Here is a 20,156-nt window from a genome sequence, read left to right on the forward strand (position 1 = left end):
TATGGAAATCAGAGATGTGGTAGAACAAATTGATATCGTGGACTACATCTCCCAGTACCTCGAGGTCGAGCGGCGCAGCGAGAACGAATACGTCGCACTGTGTCCCTTCCATGACGAGAACACACCATCCTTCACGATTACGCGCTCCAAAGGGTTGTATTACTGCTTCGGCTGCGGAGCTCGCGGCGATGTTGCCGATTTTGAGGTGCTGTACAACCATGTATCTCTGCGAGAAGCGGTCAAGCGACTCAAAGCCTACGCCGGAATCACAGAGGGTGTGTCACTGCCGTCTACCCATCTGGCGGCTGTACAGGCCCTCAAGAAGTACGCGCCACGAAAAGAGCAGAAAAATGTGTGTGAACCACACAAAATCCTAGGGGAAAATGTGATGGAACAGTACGAATGGAGACCGGAGAAGTTCCAGTCTTGGCTCGATGAGGGTATCCCTCTCGACCAGATGAAGCGATTCGGCTACCGCTATGATGCGCTGTCAAACCGTATTGTTCACCCGATCCGATTGCCAGACGGCCGGATTTTCAGTATCTGCGGCCGCACACTCGACCCTGATTTTAAGGAGAAAAAACTCCGCAAGTACACCTATCTCGTAAAGCTCGGAGCGCTCGACACGCTGTTCGGGCTTTACGAAAACCGCGAAGCAATCCTCCGGAAGAAAGAGGTCATCCTGTTTGAGGGCGCGAAGTCTGTACTCAAGGCGGCGGGCTACGGTTTCGATAACTGCTGTGCCGTACTGACCTCGCACATCAACCCTTACCAGACCAAGATTCTCCTGCAACTGGGTGTCCGTATTGTCATCGCATTCGATGAGGAGGTTGACCCGCGGCAAGATGGAGAAATCAAAAAGCTGAAACGCTTTTGCAGGGTGGATTGGGTTCGTAACCGTGACAACCTGTTGGGCGAAAAGATGGCTCCCGTAGATAATGGAGCGGAAGTTTGGAATGAATTGTATCAGCGAAGGGAGCGGCTATCATAATTTTTCAGAACTACCACAAACACACAACCTACAGTAACCCTCGCGTCAGCGACTCGGTCGTGACCTACGAGGATTACGCCAAACGTGCCGTCGAGCTCGGACATTCCATTCTGTCCAGCTGCGAGCATGGCTGGCAGGGGAGATATATCGAGTGCTACGACCTCGCAAAGCAGTACGGTCTGAAGTTCCTGTTCGCCGCTGAGGCTTACTGGGTCTGGGATCGTCACGAGGAAGACCGTTCCAACTGTCATATTTGGGTTGGCGCGAAGAACGAAAACGGCCGCGAATGGATTAACGAGGTTCTCAGTCAGGCGAACGAGGATGGTTTCTACTACCAGCCGCGACTGGATGAAGAGCTTCTCGACCTGCTTCCGGCGGGCGACGTTTGGATCACAACTGCCTGTGTTGCCGGATGGAAGTATCTCGGCGAAGAAGAAGAACGGCTCAAGGCTCTATGGAAGAAGCTGTACGACAAACATGGTGACAACTTCATGTTTGAGGTGCAGTACCACCCCTCTGAACGGCAGAAAGAGCTGAACCGTTACATTCTGAATCTGCGAAAAGAGATTCCCGCACCGATTATCATGGGCTGCGACAGCCACTACATCGAGGAAAACGGCGCAGAACTCCGCTCCGACTTTCTTCTTTCCAAAGAAGACCGCAAGGCTTACGATGACGAGGAAGAATGGTTCATGGATTACCCGGATGGCGACACTGCCGTCCGACGCTTCCGCGAGCAGGGTGTCTTGACAGAAGCTGAGATCACGGAGGCAATCGACCGGACAAACTGTTTCCTCGAAGTTGAGGAGTACGAGTGCGATATCTTCGACGACAGCCTGAAGCTGTTCTCACTCCACCCAGATTGGACACAAGAGCAGAAAAATGCCGAGTATCTTCGTTTGGTTGATGAAGGCTGGCAGAACTACAAGGCCGAGGTTGCCACGGATCTGCTTTCAAAATATGAAAAAGAGATCAAATCCGAAACCGACACGGTTGTCGAGTGCCACATGGCAGACTACTTCATTGATAATTACCACGTCATCAGGCGAGGAAAAGAGCTCGGCGGCCATTTGACTAATACTGGTCGAGGAAGCGCGGTTAGTTTCTTTACCAACAAGCTGCTCGGATTTACTGAGGTTGACCGAATCGCAGCCAAGGTAAAGATGTATCCTGAACGCTTTATGACCGCAACTCGAATCCTCGAAACCCACAGTTTGCCGGATATTGACTTCAATGTAGCTGAACAGGATATCTTCGCAGAAGGTCAGGCTCAGGTCTGCGGCCGTGACCATGCGGTTCAGATGCTTGCTTACGGCACGCAAAAAGCGTCAGCTGCGTGGAAGATGTTTGCGAAGTCACAGAATATCGACTTTGCTACGGCGAATGAAGTGTCCGCCCAGATTAAACGATATGAGAACAAGCTCCATACCGTTGATGAGGAAGAGAAGGACACCATCGACATCATGGACTACATCGACAAGCGATTCCATGACGTTTACCTCCGTTCGACCGAGTATCAGGGCATCATCACGAGCTGGTCCCCAGCACCGTGCGCGTTCCTGTTATATCAGGGCAGTATTCGCCGCAAGATTGGTCTTGTAAAGATCAAAGACAGAATCTGCTGCGCAATGGATGGTCACTGGGCGGAGAAGAATCACTTCCTGAAGAATGACTTGCTCCGTGTTGCCGTGGTTGACCTTATCAATAAAGGGTACACTCGTGCCGGTCTTAAAGTCCCGACCGTGAATGAACTGCTCGCTATGTGCCCGTCGGAAGACCCCGTGTGGGATATTTACCGCAAGGGCTGTACACTCGGTATCAATCAGGTTGAGCAGCCGGGAACTGCCAGCCGAGTAGGCGTTTACGCGCCGACCAATATTTCCGAGCTTTGCGCGTTCATCGCCGCAATTCGCCCGGGATTTAAGTCAATGTATAAGATTTTCGAATCTCGACAGGACTTTTCGTATGACGTTAAGCCGTTCGACGACCTGCTTCGCACGGAAGAGCTACCGCAGTCGTTCTGCTTGTATCAGGAACAACAGATGGCAGTGCTGAACTACGCCGGCTTTCCGATGTCAGAATGTTACGCGGCGATTAAGAACATTGCTAAGAAACGTAAAGAGAAAGTTCTTGCTTATCATGAGCGATTTATCAACGCATTCTCAAAACGACTGGTCGAACAGGAAAACATCAATAAAACTGATGCCGCTGAAAAGGCTAAAAATGTTTGGAAAATCATCGAAGATGCTGCCCAGTATGCCTTTAATAGCAGTCATTCGTACAGTGTTTCTTTGGACTCCCTTTACGGTGCATGGCTCAAACAGCATCATCCTCTCGCGTTCTATGAAACCTTCATGCGTATCATGGACGAGAAGGGAGACAAGGACAAGCTCGCCGCCGCCAAGGATGAAGCCGAAAGCTACTTTAATATCAAGTTCCCGCCGTTCAAATTTGGTCAGGATAACCGAAAGGTAACCGCAGACGAAGAGAACAACGCAATCAGCAACGCGCTGACCTCTATCAAGGGATTCAACAAGGCTGCCGCCGTTGCTCTTTATGAGCTCGGGCAGGAGCCGCCGAAGTACCTTTCCGACGTTCTTCTGGCTCTCCGACCAAAGAGCATTATGAAGTCCACCACCGAGCCTCTGGCTCAAATCAGCTACTTCTCAAGCTACGGCAACGACCGCGAGGTTCTAAACATCATCGCTCTGTGCGAGGAGTTCGGATACGGTGCAAAAGCATCCATGCCGCGAGAGCGCGTTGATAACAGCTTTCTGGCTGATATTGTACCGAAGTACGCCGACGGTCTCAAGAAGGACGGCCAGCCAGCGACAAGATATACGTTCACGAGCCTGCAGATGAGTACCTTGAAAGACGAAAAAAAGCGGCTCGCGGCCGCTCTTAAAAAGAACCCAACGCCGGAACTGGAAGAACAGCTTCTCGCTGTCGAGCAGGAAATTGCTGAGGAACTGAAGCGAATCGTCGCTCAGGTGCTCCGCGAATGTGAAGACCGTGTACTGGCGGCAGGTATCGAAGACCTTCCGTTCCGCGTGAAGATTGAGAACCAGCAGGAAATTCTCGGGTATGTGGACATCCGGACAGGCAAGGAAGAAGACCGCAGACTTGTTCTCGTGTCGGATTTTCGGCCACTTTTGAGTAAAGACACCGGAAAACCGTGGGGTTATGCTTGCTTTACACAGTCACTTGGTTCTGGTAAGCGCATTCGATTGACGCTTCGGTCGCGGCAGTACGACCAGAATCCAATCAAAAACGGCAGCATCATTTACGTTGACCGATGCACGAAGAACAAATCCGGCTATTGGTATCTTGACCAGTATCATCTGGTCGGTTAAGGAGGAAGACATGATTAAGAGACACATAGTAGAAATCATCGAAGAATTGGACAAGGACGGGAAGGTTGTCTCCCGAACGACGACTACCACGGATGAGACAGACGACAACCATTACGGAAGTTATTATCCGCCGATTACGCAGAACCCGTTTTACGCGGAAACGCCGGAGGACTCAAAGTACGCCGTATGATTCCTAAATTCCCAAACCCTAAGAACCCACGAGATCCCGATTATGTTCCGGAGATTATCGGCCGCTGTGAAAACTGCGGCAATGAGTTATCTCCGGATTGGGAGCTCTGGAAAGATAAAGACAGCAACCTGTTTTGCTGCGAAGAATGTGCCATCTCGTATAATGGCATCCGCGAAATCGACGACCTGTTTTAAGAAAGAGAGTGATGAGAATGGAAGAAATGTCAAAGACCGCGATGGAAACCATCGTAGACTACAACCAGCAGGACGACACAGCACATGTGTTCACATATGACCCTGCGCTCCAGAAGAAGATGGACAAGCTCTGCGCCGATCATCCCGAAGAGGTTTGTATGACAATTGAGTGCAACGGTTCTAAGAACTACACGTTCCCAAAGAGCTGGCTCAAGATTACCGCACCGCGCAAGAAGAAGGTGACCGCGTGAACGTAAAGTTACTCGCTTGGACACCAATGCCGGAACTTGTTGTCGCGGCGGCCGGCAAGGGTTGTTACTCTTCCGGCACGGCTGCGGATATTCTGGGGGACATTACTCCGGAACAGGCGGCAAAGTTCATCCGACAGATTAAACGTTCCGGTCATACTTCTGTTCTAGAGCATGCGTCTTTTACGTTCGGTATCGACGGGATATCCCGCTCTCTGCTTGCACAGATTACGCGCCATCGTATCGCATCTTTTTCGGTGCAGAGTCAGCGCTATGTCAATATGGCAAAGCCGGAGTTCGTGATGCCGGAGGCTGTAAAGAATAATCTGGCCGCCAAGCTGATGTTCGAGAACTGCATGGAGACGATCAGAGCGACCTACAGCGACATTCACGCAACACTCATGAGCGAAAAGCTCCGTGAGAAGTACGCGCAGTACGCAATCGGCGACTTCAATATCGAGTTCCGCAACAGCGGCCAGTTCTTCTATCTGCAGCTTGACGCCATTATGGAGCAGAAGAAGAACGAGGACGAAGCGCTGTATAAACAGTACAAGAAAGATCGCTCGGCGGCTGAAAAATACGCTAACGAGAATGCCCGCTGCGTGCTCCCAAATGCCGCAGGAACGTCGTTCTCTGTAACCATGAATGCACGCGAATTGCTCAGTTTCTTCGCTCTACGGTGCTGTAATCGCGCACAGGACGAGATTAGAGAGCTGGCGGAGCAAATGTTAGTTTTATGCCAGAAGGTTGCGCCGACTATCTTTGAAAACGCCGGTGCGCCGTGTGTTTCCGGCTCCTGTCCCGAGGGTGTCATGACATGCGGACATCCGAAGACCCGCCAGAAGGGAGAATAAGTTGGCACATATCATCATTGTAAATGGACCCGCGAGAAGCGGAAAGGACACATTTTGTTCTTTGTGCCGAGACCGGGCTTATTTCTACGATATGCTGATCGCACAGATCAGCTCTGTAGATATCATCAAGGAAGTCGCTCGACGGCTTGGCTGGAACGGTGAGAAGGACGACAAGTCCAGAAAGTTCTTGTCTGACCTGAAAGACCTGTCGACGCAGTATTCCGACGCGCCGCTTGAGTATCTGACCAAGGAATTCAATCGGGTAAAGGATCACGACAACGTCATGCTGTTCATGCACATCCGTGAACCGGAGGAGATTCAGCGAGCCAAGGAACGTTTTGACGCTCTGACGCTGCTGATTAAGCGACCGGGTTACGAGCCAATCCAGAGCAACCACGCCGACCGTGATGTTGACCAGTTCGATTACGATTATACGATTGTAAATAACGGCACGATGCAGGATCTGGAACAGCAGGCCAGCGATTTCATCGAAAAGGTAAAGGGCGGCTACTTTGAAAAACGCCGCGAGGAAGTTAAGTAAGAAGGGTGCCTATGCTAAAAATCCAGAAGAAAGATGGTTCTATCGAAGCGTTCTCCAGTCAAAAGATCGTTTCCGCGATTCGTAAGTCCGCTAATCGTGCTATGTATGACCTGTCCGATGAACAATGCCGCCGCGTTGTTGATTTGACGTTGACTCACCTTGCAGAGCATGGCGGGGACGTTGCTCCGGTTGCAAACGTACACAATGCAGTCGAGAGAGCTCTGGACGATGTAGCTCCAGATGTGGCCAAGTGTTATCGCGATTATCGCAACTACAAGCAGGATTTTGTCCATATGCTCGATGATGTCTACCGCAAGAGTCAGGCAATTCGTTATATCGGTGACCGAAATAATGCCAACACGGATTCCGCTCTGGTTCCGACTCAGCGTAGTTTGATTTACAATGAGCTGTCCAGTGCATTGTATAAGAAATTCTTCTTGAATCGAGAAGAGCGCGAGGCTATGAAAGACGGTTACATCTACATTCATGACCGATCTGCACGACTTGACACGATGAATTGCTGCCTTTTCGACATGGAGAACGTCCTAACTGGCGGCTTTGAGATGGGCAATGTCTGGTACAATGAGCCAAAGACGCTTGACGTGGCGTTCGATGTTATCTCCGATGTTGCAATCAGCGCGGCCGCTTGTCAGTATGGCGGATTCACCATCCCTGAAGTAGACAAGATTTTGGCTCCTTATGCCGAAAAATCGTACCAGAAATACTTTGAGGAGTACACAGAAATTGCGGTTTACAACAATCTTGGCGACCACGAGGATGTACTGACCGCCGCCGATGAGTATGCTGTGAAGAAGGTTCAGCGTGATATGGAACAGGGATTCCAGTCTTGGGAATATCGTTTCAACACGGTTGGTTCCAGTCGCGGTGATTATCCGTTCATTGCGGTTTCGTTTGGTCTTGACAATTCTCGCTTCGGCCGAATGGCATCCATGACTTGTATGAACGTTCGAGCAGGCGGACAGGGAGCTGCTGGGCATAAAAAGCCAGTGCTGTTCCCGAAACTGACGTTCCTTTATGATGAGGAGCTTCATGGAGAAGGGAAACCGATGGAAGACGTCTTTGAGTGTGGAGTAGATTGCAGTACCAAGGCCATGTATCCAGATTTTCTTTCGTTGACCGGCGAGGGCTATATTCCTTCTATGTATAAGAAGTATGGCCGTGTCGTGTCACTCATGGGTTGAGAAAAGCACCGTAGCCCATGTAAAATTCCGCGAACCTGCAAATGCAGGGTGTGAGGGCGGCGTTTAGTGTGAGTAGGAAATGACTCGTTAACGTCCTTGCTAACAGGGAAGGCTTGTGAAAGCAAGATAATCGCTGTGCTATGAAAATGTGAAACGACTACCGAAAGGGTATCTGAGGCGAAAGTAGGGTTGCCTCAGAGAGTAACCGAGTAGGGTACACAGTAGGTGAGAATCCTGCTGTGGAAGCGCGGAAAGCTGACCTAACAGCTATGATATAGTCTGAGCGGCATAGTCCGCTTGTGCAGAGCTTCGCTCTCGCCTTGGTTTGAACGAGGAGGAGAGCACCCAGAAGACGAGAACGACAAGCCCGTCTTCGTTGGCCGATTTAATCTCGGCGCAATTTCCCTTCATTTGCCGATGATTTTGGCAAAGTCCCGTCAGGAGAACCGCGACTTCTACGAGGTGCTTGACTACTACCTCGAGATGATTCGAAATCTCCATAAGAAGACCTACGATTATCTGGCCGAGAAGAAGGCTTCTACCAATCCACTTGGTTTCTGTCAGGGAGGCTTCCTTGGCGGCCATCTTGAACCAGAGGAGAAGATTGGCAAGCTGCTCCCGCCAATGACCGCATCATTCGGTATTACTGCTTTGAATGAACTGCAGGAGCTGTATAACGGCAAGTCTATCGTCGAGGATGGCGCGTTCGCGCTGGAAGTGATGCAGTACATCAACAAGAAGGCCGAGGAGTTCAAAAGGGCAGACCACATTCTGTACGCTCTCTACGGAACGCCGGCCGAATCCCTTTGTGGATTACAGATTGAACAGTTCCGCAAGAAGTATGGCATCGTAAAGGGCGTATCCGACCGACCGTATGTATCGAATAGCTTCCATTGCGGTGTTTGGGAGAACATCACTCCGCCGCAGAAGCAGGATCTCGAAAATCGCTTCTGGGATTTGTTCAATGGCGGCAAAATCCAGTATTGTCGATACCCGGTATCTTACAACAAAGGTGCCCTCCGTTCGCTGATTCGCCGAGCGATGAAACTGGGATTCTACGAAGGCGTAAACCTGTCGTTGGCGTACTGTGAGAAGTGCGGGTATGAACAGCTTGATATGGATGTCTGCCCGAAGTGCGGATCGACTGACGTCACAAAGATTGATAGGATGAATGGCTATCTTGGTTATACTCGTGTTCACGGCAAGACACGATACAACGACGCTAAGAACGCAGAAATCAAAGACCGCGTCAGCATGTAAGAGGTGAAGCATGAATTATCATAACATTACCAAGGATGACATGCTGAACGGAACCGGCCTGCGTGTCGTATTATGGGTATCGGGGTGCGCTCATGCGTGCCCCGGTTGCCAGAACCCACAGACGTGGGAACAGATGTCTGGTATCCCATTTGACAAAGAAGCGATGGACGAGATTCGTGTAGAGCTTCAGAAAGATTATATCGACGGAATTACACTGTCTGGCGGTGACCCTCTGTTCCCGGGTAATCGTGGAGCGGTAACTCGCTTGCTCCAGACAATCCGTGAAGAGTTTCCGGATAAAACCATTTGGCTGTATACTGGCTATTCGTATGAGCAGGTATGCACTTTACCTGCTGTGGAACTGGCCGATGTCCTTGTCGATGGAGAATATCTGGAGACCAAAAGAGACGTAAACGCGCCGTGGGTCGGAAGTACCAACCAGCGCGTAATTGATATTAAAAAGACCGCGACGAGCGGGAAAATTACCTTGTGGGAGGACAAACATTGTATTTAACCGTAGCAGAATTTGACACCGTGAGCTATCCGCAGTTCACGGCAGACGTAAAAAAATGCAACCCGCTCATTTCGGAGGGTTGCATCGAAGATATGTGGCGCGACCTTGTTTTCCCTGATCGCGCGACTGAAGGCAGTGCAGGATATGACTTCCGCGTGCCGTATGACATTATCCTTGAACCGGGTGAGTCGGCACTGATCCCGACCGGTATGCGCTGCCAGATCGAAGAAGGCTGGGTGCTGATGCTGTTCCCACGTTCCAGTATGGGCTTCAAGTACCGTATGCAGCTTGATAATGGCACAGGTATTGTGGACGGGGACTACATTTTCGCCGAGAACGAAGGTCACATCATGGCAAAGATTACGAACGACAGCCGCGAAGGCAAGACAATGCACCTGCGAGCGGGTGACCGATTTATGCAGGGCGTGTTCGTTCCTTACGGCGTCACGGTTGATGACGAGCCAAGAGGGAAGAGAACCGGCGGCCTCGGCTCCACTGGCAATTAAAAAGAGACGTCGAGGTACCTTCTCAACGTCTCGGTGGCAGCCAGTTACTTGTTGCCAAAGAACTTTCGCTCAATCCAGAACCATGCACCCGCCGAAGCGATGCCGATTATGAACTGAACTACCATTAGTTGCAGTGACATGAGTTTCCTCCTTTCGAAAAAGGAGAATAGCAAATTGATCCGTATTACCAAAGGCCACCAACGGCATTATACTGCAGTGGATAGCGAATAGTCAAATAAAAAGAGCCGGCTCACTAACAATTACAACAACGTGCTCGCGACTGCCTTAAAGATCGCAAACAACAAAGAACAGCGATTCAAGAAGAAAAAAGGAGCGGCTTTGCCGCTCCAAGCACCGAAGAGACTTCAGGTAAGCTGTTCAATGAAGAATTTCAGCGCGCCCCAAAGGGCGGCCGCAAGCACTCCATACGCTACCGTAGCAGCGGAACAGCAAACTTTAGATCGAAAGTCTCTCATAGTAACCTCCTTTTACAGAAGGCGACGCAGTCGAGTAGGTAAGAGACTGCGAAAATCCGCCGAATTGCGGGTGATTCTGGTGGTGCAATACCAATCATACCGCGTTTTCTAAAATTCGTCAAGGTTCGCTGTATCCGTAAAAAAAAGGCACCCGAAAAGGGTGCCTCACCTATTGGGATGGATATACCACACGCCCTCGGGCGTTTTCCAAACCTTCGTCCGATGATTGCCGATTTTAACCCCGTACTCGGTAGCACGAAGGTCTTTATTGAACATGCAGCCGGTGACGAGACGTATACGATAGCCTTTGTTGAGATAGCTTATCAGCTCTGGTTGTGATGTGTGCGGATTGAGTGTCACACTAACTTCGGCAAACCCTGCGCGCTGTTCAATCGGCGGCAGAGTAACCGGAGAATACTTTGCATATGCGGCGTTGCCGCTGATGGGGTCGTACATAGTATCACCTCAAACCCATTATAGAACAAATGTTCGATAAAATCAAGCGTACAATTAAATAAAGGTTTAGGGCGCTTCGCACCCCATTTTTTTCGAATTATTGTAAACCTTATAAAAGTATGCTATTATAAAGAAAGGTTCTAATAGATGAAAACTTATAAATTGCTGACTGCCGATGAAGTGTCCAAGTCATTAGGCGTTTCGGTGTCCTATGCTTATAAGATTATCCGCCAGTTGAATGATGAACTTCAAAATCAAGGGTATCTTACAATACATGGGAAAATCGATTCGTCATATTTTCAGAAGCGGTTCTTCCCCTCTTTTGGGAAGGAGGATATTTATGCCTCAGTATAAGTACACTACAAAAAAAGGAGTGAAGTGGTACTCAAAGTTCAACTATCTCGATGCTCAAACTAATAAGTTTGTAACTACGCTGAAACGCGGATTTTCATCAAAACGAGAGGCGAGAGCGTTTGAAGAAAATTTTTTGGATGAACTAGATTCTCAGTCTCAGTCTTCGACAACGCATACCATAACGGATATTTATAACGAATATCTTTCTTCGTTTAAGCGTTCGGATATGAAACAGTCTACTCTGCAGACCAAACACAACATATTTGCCAGCTATATCGCTCCGTATTTTGAAGGCATCCCAGTTGAAGAAATTACAGCCGCAGACATCGCCGCATGGCAGAAAAATGTCAAGGAAACAAAAAAGTCAAACGGTCAGCCGCTTTCTCCGGCTTATCTGCGAACGGTACAATCTCAGCTCAACGCTTTGATAAACTATGCAAGTGGCAAAGGGTATATTTCTATCAACCCTCTGGTTGACATCAAGAACATGGGAGTGAAAGGTAGACGACTTCTTTTCTGGAGTTACGAAGAATATGAAAAGTTTGCATATGAAGCTATGAATTTTCCAACTTACTATTATGCTTATGAAGTCTTATATTGGTGCGGCATTCGAGAAGGCGAATTACTCGCTCTCACGCGCGAAGATATAGACTTAGACAATCAAACGATTCGCATCAATAAGACATATAGCCGAGTTGGGCGAAAAGACATTATCACAACTCCTAAAACACAAAGCTCCGTAAGAACGATTAGCATTCCTCGATTTCTTTGTGATGAATTGACGGAATACTTTGCAATGAAGTATGATTTAACGCCAGACCAGCGTATCTTTGTTTTTACAAAGCACGGATTATCGAGCAATTTCCATTCTTTGATTGCAAAAGCTAATGTCCCAGATATGCCAATCCACGGATTGAGACATTCTCATGTGTCCCTTCTTATCAGTAAACAATATAACATTTTTGAAATTTCAAAACGTATTGGCCATAAATCCATCAGTACAACACAAGATATTTACGGCCATTTGTTTGACAATGTTCAAAAAGCTATTGCGGACGATCTCAATTCAATGAGGAGTGTTAGAACGGATGTCTAAGAAAAACTGCGATAGAGACGGTCGCGTGAGGACAAAAACATGTGCGTTTCGCGTTTCACCCAAAGAATATGAACAGATCGAACTAGCTGTTTCTCTCAGTGGAATGATGAAACAAGATTACCTTCTAAATAAGGCGCTTGATCGGCAATTTGTCATCCAAGGTAATTGTAAGGTTCACCGAGCTGTTTGCGATAGACTCGACGCTTTGTTGGTGAAGCTACAAGCATTAAACGACCTGAACGGATACAATGACTATTTATCCGCTGATATAAAAATGATTGCTCAGCTAATAAAGCAACTGTATTCGTCGGGCGACAGTGAATAACTTCTTCTTTTTTGATACATTTTTTGATACAAAAAAATGTGTACTCAGAATAACATGGATAATACAAATAATATACCACAAAATATAGAATATATGTGCGTATGGACACCACAAGATATATTCTTGAAATTGAGTGGGAATAATCTTCTCTGGCTAACATCTTGAAAACGCAAAAAAATTTTTGCAACACTTTTGTAACACGTTAGTAATTTTCGAATACGAAACATCCTAAAAAATTGGCCGCCAACTCGCTTGCCCATTCCGAGTTGGCGGCTTCTTTTTTGTGTTAATGTGTATACACACAGTCAAATTATTATACAGACGAGTGAGATCCCGTCAAGATTTATGCGAAAAATTATTTGCAGACTCGATAAGGTACAATAAGTTACGCAAACTAAAAAGATAGCGTATAATCAAGTTCGCAAAAGCAAATAGGCAATAGCCAAGCCATCAGGGCTCTTGTAAAATGAGATAGTTGTCGAAAAAAACATGATGTAAAGGAGAGACCCTAATGGCTCACAAAAAGAATACCACAAATCTGACAGAATTGCTACTGCAATGTGTGACGCGGTCATCCAGGCAGGGATTGCTGCACTATGCTGTTATGAGAATGCAATATATATATTGAAGAAAAAGTACAGCGGTTTGCAAAGCAAGCAGCGGGACTATCCCGAATTCTGTGTAACCGCCCAAATGCGGTATAAAATAGAACTTATATTTCAAGGCGGGAGCGGCGTTGGCTGCGCCCGCCTTGTTTACAACATAACGCCGACATGGGCGGAAGTCAAGGGACACCCTCGTCCATTGGAGCCTCGCCGGCGGCGTAGCGCCCCTTGACCTTCGAGCCGGGTTGTTAATCAGGCATCCGATCCTCAAAATAGATTGCCAGCTGGGCATGAATCATACTCCAGTCCTGTCTGTGGCCGGTCCACTTCCGGGTAATATCCATCATCGCCAGATACAGCATCTTAAACAGGCTGTCATCGGTCGGAAATACAGATTTTGCTTTTGTCACTTTGCGAAGCTGACGGTTGAAGCCTTCGATAGTGTTGGTCGTATAGATCAGCCGCCGAAGTTCTTGAGGAAACTTAAAATAAGTGCTGAGATTTGCCCAGTTATCCCTCCATGACTGAGAAATCTTAGGATACTTCTTGCCCCAGTGTTCTGCAAACGTGTCTAACGCGTCCAAAGCAGCCGGTTCATCTACCGCTGCGTAGACTGCTTTCAAGTCAGCCATAAGTGCCTTCAAATCCTTGTAGGAGACATATTTGCTGGAATTTCGAATCTGGTGAATAATGCGGTTTTGAATCTCAGTTTTAGGGAAAACTGCCTCAATCGCCGCAGAAAACCGGTCAAATTATCCGTACAGGCAATGAAAACATCCTCGACACCCCGATTTTTCAGGCTGTTCCGTACGGTAGCCCAGAATTTCACACTTTCGTTCTCGCCAACCCACATACCGAGAACATCCTTATGCCCGTCCAGATCAATGCCGATCGCGATATAAACGGCCTTCTTCACGATATATCCCTCACTGCGTACATGATAGTGAATCGCATCCAGGAAAACAACCGCATAAATGGACTCCAGCGGCCTCTGCTGCCACTCTTTCGCTACGGGAAGGTTTGGAAGGTTTTATCTGTGATACGGCTTACTGTGGTATCAGAGACATCTACGCCGTAAATATCCTGAATATGTGCTTCGATATCGCTGGTCGTCATGCCCTTGCATACATCGACAGGATCTTCTCCTCGATGTCCTGGCTGACGCTGGTCTGATTTTTCCGCAGCACCTTGGGTTCGAATTCGCTCTTGCGATCCCACGGCACAGATACCTCTACATCGTCAAAACTGGTGCGCAGGGTTTTGATGCTGTGCCCGTTCCGGCTGTTATCCGTGTCCTTGTTCTTGTAGTCATACCGGCTGTAGCCCAGCTGATCGTCCAGCTCGGCCTCCAGACCGTTTTCCATGAACTCCGCGATAGTGTCATTGAACAGTTCCTGAATGTCATCCATGCTGCCTACATTCGCCAGCTGCAGCAACTCACGAATTTTTCACGACGTGTGTTTTCTTCTGGGGTTTTTCCCTTCTTGCCATTGTGATTACCTCCGTCATCCTACTTCTATTCTACACCTTGTTGGAGGTTTACACAAAGTTTGGGATGGAGTCACAACAGCAGATAAAACTTGGCAGTTCCGCCTAAATTTTCGGCAGCACTACCAATTTTTACTTTGCAATTTCGGTGATACTGCCAGATGCTCTGTGCTTGACATTAACCGATCCGTTGCGTTATAATTTTTATGCAAAGTTTATTAGCCGAATCGGGGGCGTAGCTCAGCTGGGAGAGCGTTTGACTGGCAGTCAAGAGGTCATGGGTTCGATCCCCACCGTCTCCACCAAAATGTGTTGATGAAAGATGCAACGCCGAAAACGCCGCACGAAAGTGCGGCGTTTTCGCATATAATGTGCCACTTTTGGAATGAAAAAGTTGCAAAAACTCGATTTTTCAAAATTTCAGTTTTCCCCCGCGAGAGGCGACATTTCAGAGATGCAGCCGGTCGTTTTTATGGACTGGTGTAACTCGAACACCGAGGCTTAAAAAAGAATAAAGAATAAGAAGGCAGGCCGCCGTTCGGCTCCCTATGTGGGAGCGGACGGCGGCCTTTTTCGTCTCATTGGTGCTTATGTTGCTTTCGCTTCGTTTGTCTGCCATTCCTTGGTGGTGTTGGTAATAGCTTTCTCGTAACCTTTCGAGTATGCTTGCGTTACAAAAAACGAAGGAGGTATCCGAGAATGGCAACTACCAAAAACTTGTGTGCTCAGATTCCCATCGACCTACATGAGCGGGTCAGCGAAGAACGGGAACGGCTGGGCCAGACCACCAGCGAGTACATCGCCAACCTCATCCAAGGCTATTACAACATGATGGAAAATCAGAAAGGCGGCATTCAAATGACTGAAAAAGGCAGAACCATGGCATTCCAGATTCCCGAAGAACTCTTCCAGCGCATCAAGCGTCACTTGGAGCGCGAGATGCTCCGCAGCGGCAAAAAGCTCACTCAGCGAGACTTCGTGCTGAACCTGATCACGCAGGCGCTGGACGAAGCGGACGCTGAGAACGCCGCAGAGCAGAACGCCCCCACTGAGCCCCCTGTCGCGCCCCATGTGGCCGACGTGATCACTCCAGCGGACACGGACACCCCCAACGAAGATAACGCCGTGTAAGCCTGCAAACGCCGAAGTAAAAAAACGAATCATACATGGAGAAAGCCGCCCTGGGCATCTGAGATCATCAGATGCCCAGGGCGGCTTTTTGCGTTTCATCAAAGAAAGAAGGAGGCACACATCATGGCAAGCGAGATCAGAAATCGCTTCACAGACACAGAAATGCAGATCGCCAGAGAGACGGACCTGCCAGAGCTGCTCTCCCACCTCGGCTATCAGGTCAAGCGCGTGGGACGCTTCCATACTACCGCGGAGATGGACAGCCTGCGGATCAAGGACCGGCGTACCTGGTTCCGGTATTCCCAGAATACCGGCGGGGATGCCATCACCTTTCTCCAGCAGTTTTGCGGAAAATCCTTTCCGGAAGCGGTGGAGTACCTGCTGACCTTCCACGGGAAAGCCAGAGACGCACCCGCTCCACAGCCAAAGTCAATCAGCCAGAAGCAGGCGCTTTCCCTGCCGCCCCGCAATGCGGATGACAGAAGGGTCTTCGCCTATCTCCGTAAGCGGGGTATCGCTGCCCAGGTGATCCGACAATTTCTGAATGCCGGTCTGCTGTATGAGGATGCGGTACATCATAACTGCGTCTTCGTCGGCAGAGATGAGTCCGGACAGGCAAAGTTCGCGGGGCTGCGCGGCACCTATGATCTGGACAGCCCCGGCTTCAAGGGGGATGCACCCGGCAGCGACAAAAGCACAGGCTTCTCCCTCCCGCACGATCCGCGGTCAGATCTGGTGCGTGTTTTTGAAGCGCCCATCGACCTGATGAGTTACCTCACGCTCCATAGAGACGCAACCAACGCCGTTGCTCTGTGCGGGCTCTATGACGGCGCACTGCAGACCTATTTGCAGGCGCATCCGGAGATCCGCCGTATTGCACTGTGTCTGGACGCGGACGAGCCTGGGCAGAAAGCCGCTCGGCAATTACAGGAAAAGTATCAGTTACAGGGGTATGCCGTTGTCGTGGAGAAACCGCGCTGCGGCAAGGATTGGAACGAGTATCTGCAAAGAAAGATTTGCAGCCGGGAAAGGGGGCGATAGCCAAAAGAACAGCATTTTCAACGCGGATAAAAAACAAAAAATATAAGGAGGATCTATGAATCTGAAACAGAACCATTATTCCCGCAGGGCGCTGGCACTGCTGCTGACGCTGGTCATGTGCGTGGGCATGATCCCCACCGCCTTTGCCGCGCAGCAGAACAGCTACCACGACCCCGCCGAGCACTGGATGCAGGCATCCGGCCGCACCAACGAGCTGGACGCCAACAGTGTCGTGACCCGCGAGACCTTCAAGTGCGGTGAGTGCGGCAAAGCCACATCTTTTGAGGTGTTCCGCGTTCCCGAATATACCCGCAATGGTCAGCCGGCACTCAGCCGCAATGTGAAATATTCGGACGGCACGATGGTGGATGGCGTCGGTAAGGGTGATACAATGGACGGTATTCCCGGCAAGGACGCCGCCTACACCGGATATCACTACACCAAAGCCGTCTGCGAAACCTGCGGCGGCATCAACACAAATATGAGCAAAAGCGAGTACGGCTATCTGAAGAATGTCTACTGGCTGTACGACTGTGCCGCCGCATTTACGCAGGAACTGGATGAAACCGTGACCTACGAATACACGGATGATACCTATCACACTGTCACCACTAAAGGCGGCACCTACTGCGCGTTCTGCTACGGTACCAATCATACGGTCAGCCGCAAGCTGGAGCGCCACGATATGGTGACGGAAGTCCTGCCCCAGCCGGCGAATGGCCGCTTTGCAGTGGTGGAGAAGTGTAGCCTGTGCGACTACGTCCACTATGACTACACGGCGGCAAAGGCGGTTGTTGCGGACTATTACGGCGTGGTTGACGGAAAGCCCCACACCATCACGGTCAGCGATCTCTCCGAAGCCGGTGTCCGCACCTCTATCCGCTACGGCAACAGTGCGGATAGCTGCACCATGACCTCCGCACCCAACTACACGGAGGAAGGTCAGTACATGGTCTACTACGAGATCACCTACAGCTACAAGGGCGTGGAGATGACCGAGAACGGCGTAGCGAAGGTTTGGCTCCGTGACGAATCCACCAAGGATGACGGCTCTTGTGCCTGCGGCTGCGGGAATCCAAACTGCGGCTGCCAGAACAAGAATTGCAACGGAAATTGCTGCACCGACAAGGGCTGCGGTGAAAACCACAAGTATATTCTGCTGGACAGCACCAAGGCCGGCTGCACCACCCTCGGCTATGACCGCTACCTCTGCACGGACTGCGGCAAGATCGAAAAGCGCGACTATGTGGACTCCCTCGGTCACGCATGGCAGAGCATCGTCATCCGCGACGCCACCTGCGAAACGGACGGCAAGCTGCTGGAACTGTGCTCCCGCTGCGGCGAAATGAAGCAGACTGCCACCCCCAAGGGCGAACATAAGTACAGAACCTATCCCGTAGCTGCTACCTGCACGACTCCCGGTTACACCGTCCGAGAGTGCTCCGTCTGCGGCGACCGTCATATCGAGGACATCACGGCGGCGCTGCCTCACAATTACGAATCCCATGTCATCGCCGCTACCTGCGAAACCGGCGGCAAGACCATCCACCGCTGCGACGGCTGCGGCAGCAGTTTCGTCACAGACTACACCGATGCGCTCGGTCATAGCTGGGATAAGGGAACCCTCGTCACCAACGCCACCTGCACCGGCGAGGGCGTGATGGAATACCGCTGTACCCGCTGCGGCTATCACCGCATCGAGGGTAACAAGGCGGCAGGTCATGTGCCCGGTACGCCTGCGACTTGCACAGAACCCCAGCTTTGCACCAAGTGCGGCGCAGTGCTGAAAAACGCGCTGGGACATGATTACAAGTCCGAAGTGACCGCCCCCACCTGCACGGAGATGGGCTACACCACCAACACCTGCACCCGCTGCGGCGATACCACCAAGACCGACTATACCGAGCCTGCCGGTCATAAACCCAGCGACTGGATCGTTGACAAGCAGCCGACCACCGACTCTGAGGGTAGCAAGCACAAGGAGTGTACCGTGTGTGGCGAAAAGCTGGAGACACAGCCCATTGAAAAGATCTACAACAGCGCCACCACGGACAGCAGGGGTGAGGCCATTGTGGGCGGATACCTTGTGACCGTCACGGATACCGACACCAAGAATCCCGTAGCAAACGCCGCCGTGGCGCTCCATAAGGATAACAGCATCTCCATCCGTCTGCCGAACAGCCGCCTGCTGGACTACGCCGACCAGACCACCGTGACCGTGCAGCTTGTAAAGGACAAGAGCGCTGTGCCGAACATGAGCATCGCTGTCACGGACAAGAACGACAACTATGCCACAGACAAAACGAACAAGGCAGGTCAGATCACCGTTCCCACCGGCAGCGGCGTGACCAATGAGGACGGCAAGGTCACTACTGGCTATGAGGACGCGGACGGCGACCGCTGGACGCTGACCGTCAAGGTCATCCGCACGGACACGAAGCGCCCCATCTCCGGCAGTGCAGTGTCCATCGGCAAGACCGGCAATATCACAGTGAAGCTGCCGGACGGCGCGGATCTGGACGCCAAGCATCAGGTGACGGTCATTGTCACCGACCACAAGAAGGCTCCCCAGCAGGGCAAAAATGTTGCGGTCAAGGGCGATCTCGGCCAGTCTGCCGCAGGCAAGACCGACAAAAACGGTGAGCTGACCGTCCCCGAAGTGGAGCAGACCGAGCGCCACGGCGTTTACATCGTCGGCTACACGGACGGCACCTTTGGCCCCAGCCGCAGCATGACCCGCAGTGAAGCCGCCGCGATTTTCGCAAGACTGCTTGCCGAGAAGAACGGCGATACCATTTCCACAGCCGCAACAACCAAGTTCGCGGATATTCCGGCTCATGCCTGGTATAGCGGCTATGTGAAATACCTCGCCAACAACGGCATTACCTACGGCAAGAGCAAGACCATCTTTGCCCCCAACGATGCCATTACCCGTGCTGAGTTTACCACGATGGCTGTCCGTTTCTTTGATGTGTACGGCGACGGCGATGCGGAGATCATGGAGCAGTTCAGCGGCTTCCACGATGTTTCTTCCGGCTATTGGGCGGCTGAATACATCAAGTACGCGGCGCTCCACGGCTGGATCAATGGCTACGGGGACGGCTCGTTCCACGCAGAGCGCGAGATCAACCGCGCCGAGGTTGTCACCATCGTCAACCGCCTGCTGGGACGCGAAGCGGACGAGGACTACATCGCGGACAATCTCCGTAAGCTGAACACCTTCCCGGATGTCAGCCGCAAGCATTGGGCGTATTATGCCGTCATGGAAGCCGCCAACGCTCACACTGCTGTGCTTGGCGAGAGCGAAAGCTGGAACAAGTAAATCGTATCC

The 20,156-nt window shown here is 50.6% G+C and carries 17 protein-coding genes, 1 tRNA gene and 2 pseudogenes; 17 read left to right on the forward strand and 3 right to left on the reverse strand.

The annotated features are described in order from the left end of the window. The first annotated feature begins 1 nt into the window (after nucleotide 1). From DW088_RS02150 to DW088_RS02200, 11 genes are all read left to right on the forward strand, one after another. Nucleotides 2-991, forward strand: a complete 990-nt coding sequence (locus DW088_RS02150) for a CHC2 zinc finger domain-containing protein (protein WP_118359210.1) — start codon at nucleotides 2-4, stop codon at nucleotides 989-991. Then, a complete protein-coding gene (locus DW088_RS02155; RefSeq protein WP_279217327.1) occupies nucleotides 991-4,344 on the forward strand; it encodes a PHP domain-containing protein in 3,354 nt (1,117 codons plus the stop codon). The genes DW088_RS02150 and DW088_RS02155 overlap by 1 nt, the downstream gene beginning before the upstream one ends. A gap of 10 nt (nucleotides 4,345-4,354) precedes the next feature. Continuing rightward, nucleotides 4,355-4,534 (forward strand): hypothetical protein, encoded by a 180-nt coding sequence (locus DW088_RS02160; protein WP_118359214.1) that lies wholly within the window; start codon nucleotides 4,355-4,357, stop codon nucleotides 4,532-4,534. Further along, nucleotides 4,531-4,728, forward strand: a complete 198-nt coding sequence (locus DW088_RS02165) for a hypothetical protein (RefSeq protein WP_118359216.1) — start codon at nucleotides 4,531-4,533, stop codon at nucleotides 4,726-4,728. Before DW088_RS02160 ends, DW088_RS02165 begins: the two co-directional genes overlap by 4 nt. Nucleotides 4,729-4,745: 17 nt before the next feature. Then, nucleotides 4,746-4,979: a hypothetical protein gene (locus DW088_RS02170; protein ID WP_243029731.1), complete on the forward strand. Its 234-nt coding sequence runs from the start codon at nucleotides 4,746-4,748 to the stop codon at nucleotides 4,977-4,979. Continuing rightward, nucleotides 4,976-5,830, forward strand: coding sequence for an FAD-dependent thymidylate synthase (gene thyX, locus DW088_RS02175; protein ID WP_118359218.1), 855 nt, complete (start codon nucleotides 4,976-4,978; stop codon nucleotides 5,828-5,830). The genes DW088_RS02170 and thyX overlap by 4 nt, the downstream gene beginning before the upstream one ends. Before the next feature lie 61 nt (nucleotides 5,831-5,891). Further along, nucleotides 5,892-6,371, forward strand: coding sequence for a hypothetical protein (locus tag DW088_RS02180; RefSeq protein ID WP_147356537.1), 480 nt, complete (start codon nucleotides 5,892-5,894; stop codon nucleotides 6,369-6,371). 11 nt (nucleotides 6,372-6,382) lie between these two features. Further along, nucleotides 6,383-7,573, forward strand: coding sequence for an anaerobic ribonucleoside-triphosphate reductase (gene nrdD / locus DW088_RS02185; RefSeq protein ID WP_118359222.1), 1,191 nt, complete (start codon nucleotides 6,383-6,385; stop codon nucleotides 7,571-7,573). Between the two features lie 297 nt (nucleotides 7,574-7,870). Next, nucleotides 7,871-8,833: an anaerobic ribonucleoside-triphosphate reductase gene (gene nrdD / locus DW088_RS02190; RefSeq protein WP_442861162.1), complete on the forward strand. Its 963-nt coding sequence runs from the start codon at nucleotides 7,871-7,873 to the stop codon at nucleotides 8,831-8,833. Nucleotides 8,834-8,843: 10 nt separating this feature from the next. Then, on the forward strand, nucleotides 8,844-9,347 hold the full coding sequence (gene nrdG, locus DW088_RS02195; RefSeq protein ID WP_118359226.1) for an anaerobic ribonucleoside-triphosphate reductase activating protein: 504 nt from the start codon (nucleotides 8,844-8,846) through the stop codon (nucleotides 9,345-9,347). Then, nucleotides 9,338-9,853: a deoxyuridine 5'-triphosphate nucleotidohydrolase gene (locus DW088_RS02200; RefSeq protein ID WP_243029734.1), complete on the forward strand. Its 516-nt coding sequence runs from the start codon at nucleotides 9,338-9,340 to the stop codon at nucleotides 9,851-9,853. The genes nrdG and DW088_RS02200 overlap by 10 nt, the downstream gene beginning before the upstream one ends. 641 nt (nucleotides 9,854-10,494) lie before the next feature. Here DW088_RS02200 and DW088_RS02205 read toward each other — a convergent pair. Continuing rightward, nucleotides 10,495-10,785 (reverse strand): hypothetical protein, encoded by a 291-nt coding sequence (locus DW088_RS02205; RefSeq protein WP_118359228.1) that lies wholly within the window; start codon nucleotides 10,783-10,785, stop codon nucleotides 10,495-10,497. Nucleotides 10,786-11,125: 340 nt separating this feature from the next. On the opposite strand from DW088_RS02205, the gene DW088_RS02215 reads away from it, so the two are divergent. Further along, nucleotides 11,126-12,235 (forward strand): site-specific integrase, encoded by a 1,110-nt coding sequence (locus tag DW088_RS02215; RefSeq protein ID WP_158574589.1) that lies wholly within the window; start codon nucleotides 11,126-11,128, stop codon nucleotides 12,233-12,235. Continuing rightward, on the forward strand, nucleotides 12,228-12,560 hold the full coding sequence (locus DW088_RS02220) for a plasmid mobilization protein (RefSeq protein ID WP_118359234.1): 333 nt from the start codon (nucleotides 12,228-12,230) through the stop codon (nucleotides 12,558-12,560). Before DW088_RS02215 ends, DW088_RS02220 begins: the two co-directional genes overlap by 8 nt. A gap of 853 nt (nucleotides 12,561-13,413) precedes the next feature. Here the strand turns inward: DW088_RS02220 and DW088_RS16690 are convergent. After that, nucleotides 13,414-14,150, reverse strand: a pseudogene (locus DW088_RS16690) (IS256 family transposase). 23 nt (nucleotides 14,151-14,173) lie between these two features. Continuing rightward, nucleotides 14,174-14,574, reverse strand: a pseudogene (locus tag DW088_RS16695) (transposase). A gap of 308 nt (nucleotides 14,575-14,882) precedes the next feature. On the opposite strand from DW088_RS16695, the gene DW088_RS02230 reads away from it, so the two are divergent. The 4 genes from DW088_RS02230 to DW088_RS02245 all read left to right on the forward strand — a co-directional run bounded on the left by DW088_RS02230 (nucleotide 14,883) and on the right by DW088_RS02245 (nucleotide 20,147). After that, nucleotides 14,883-14,958 (forward strand) — tRNA-Ala (locus DW088_RS02230). Nucleotides 14,959-15,352: 394 nt separating this feature from the next. Beyond that, nucleotides 15,353-15,784 (forward strand): translation initiation factor 2, encoded by a 432-nt coding sequence (locus DW088_RS02235; protein WP_199720392.1) that lies wholly within the window; start codon nucleotides 15,353-15,355, stop codon nucleotides 15,782-15,784. A gap of 123 nt (nucleotides 15,785-15,907) precedes the next feature. Further along, nucleotides 15,908-16,825: a toprim domain-containing protein gene (locus DW088_RS02240; RefSeq protein WP_243029736.1), complete on the forward strand. Its 918-nt coding sequence runs from the start codon at nucleotides 15,908-15,910 to the stop codon at nucleotides 16,823-16,825. 55 nt (nucleotides 16,826-16,880) lie between these two features. After that, nucleotides 16,881-20,147 (forward strand): S-layer homology domain-containing protein, encoded by a 3,267-nt coding sequence (locus DW088_RS02245; protein ID WP_118359236.1) that lies wholly within the window; start codon nucleotides 16,881-16,883, stop codon nucleotides 20,145-20,147. Nucleotides 20,148-20,156: the final 9 nt, after the last annotated feature.

Source organism: Butyricicoccus sp. AM05-1 (genome assembly GCF_003474415.1).
Classification (GTDB): Bacteria; Bacillota; Clostridia; order Oscillospirales; family Butyricicoccaceae; genus Agathobaculum; species Agathobaculum butyriciproducens.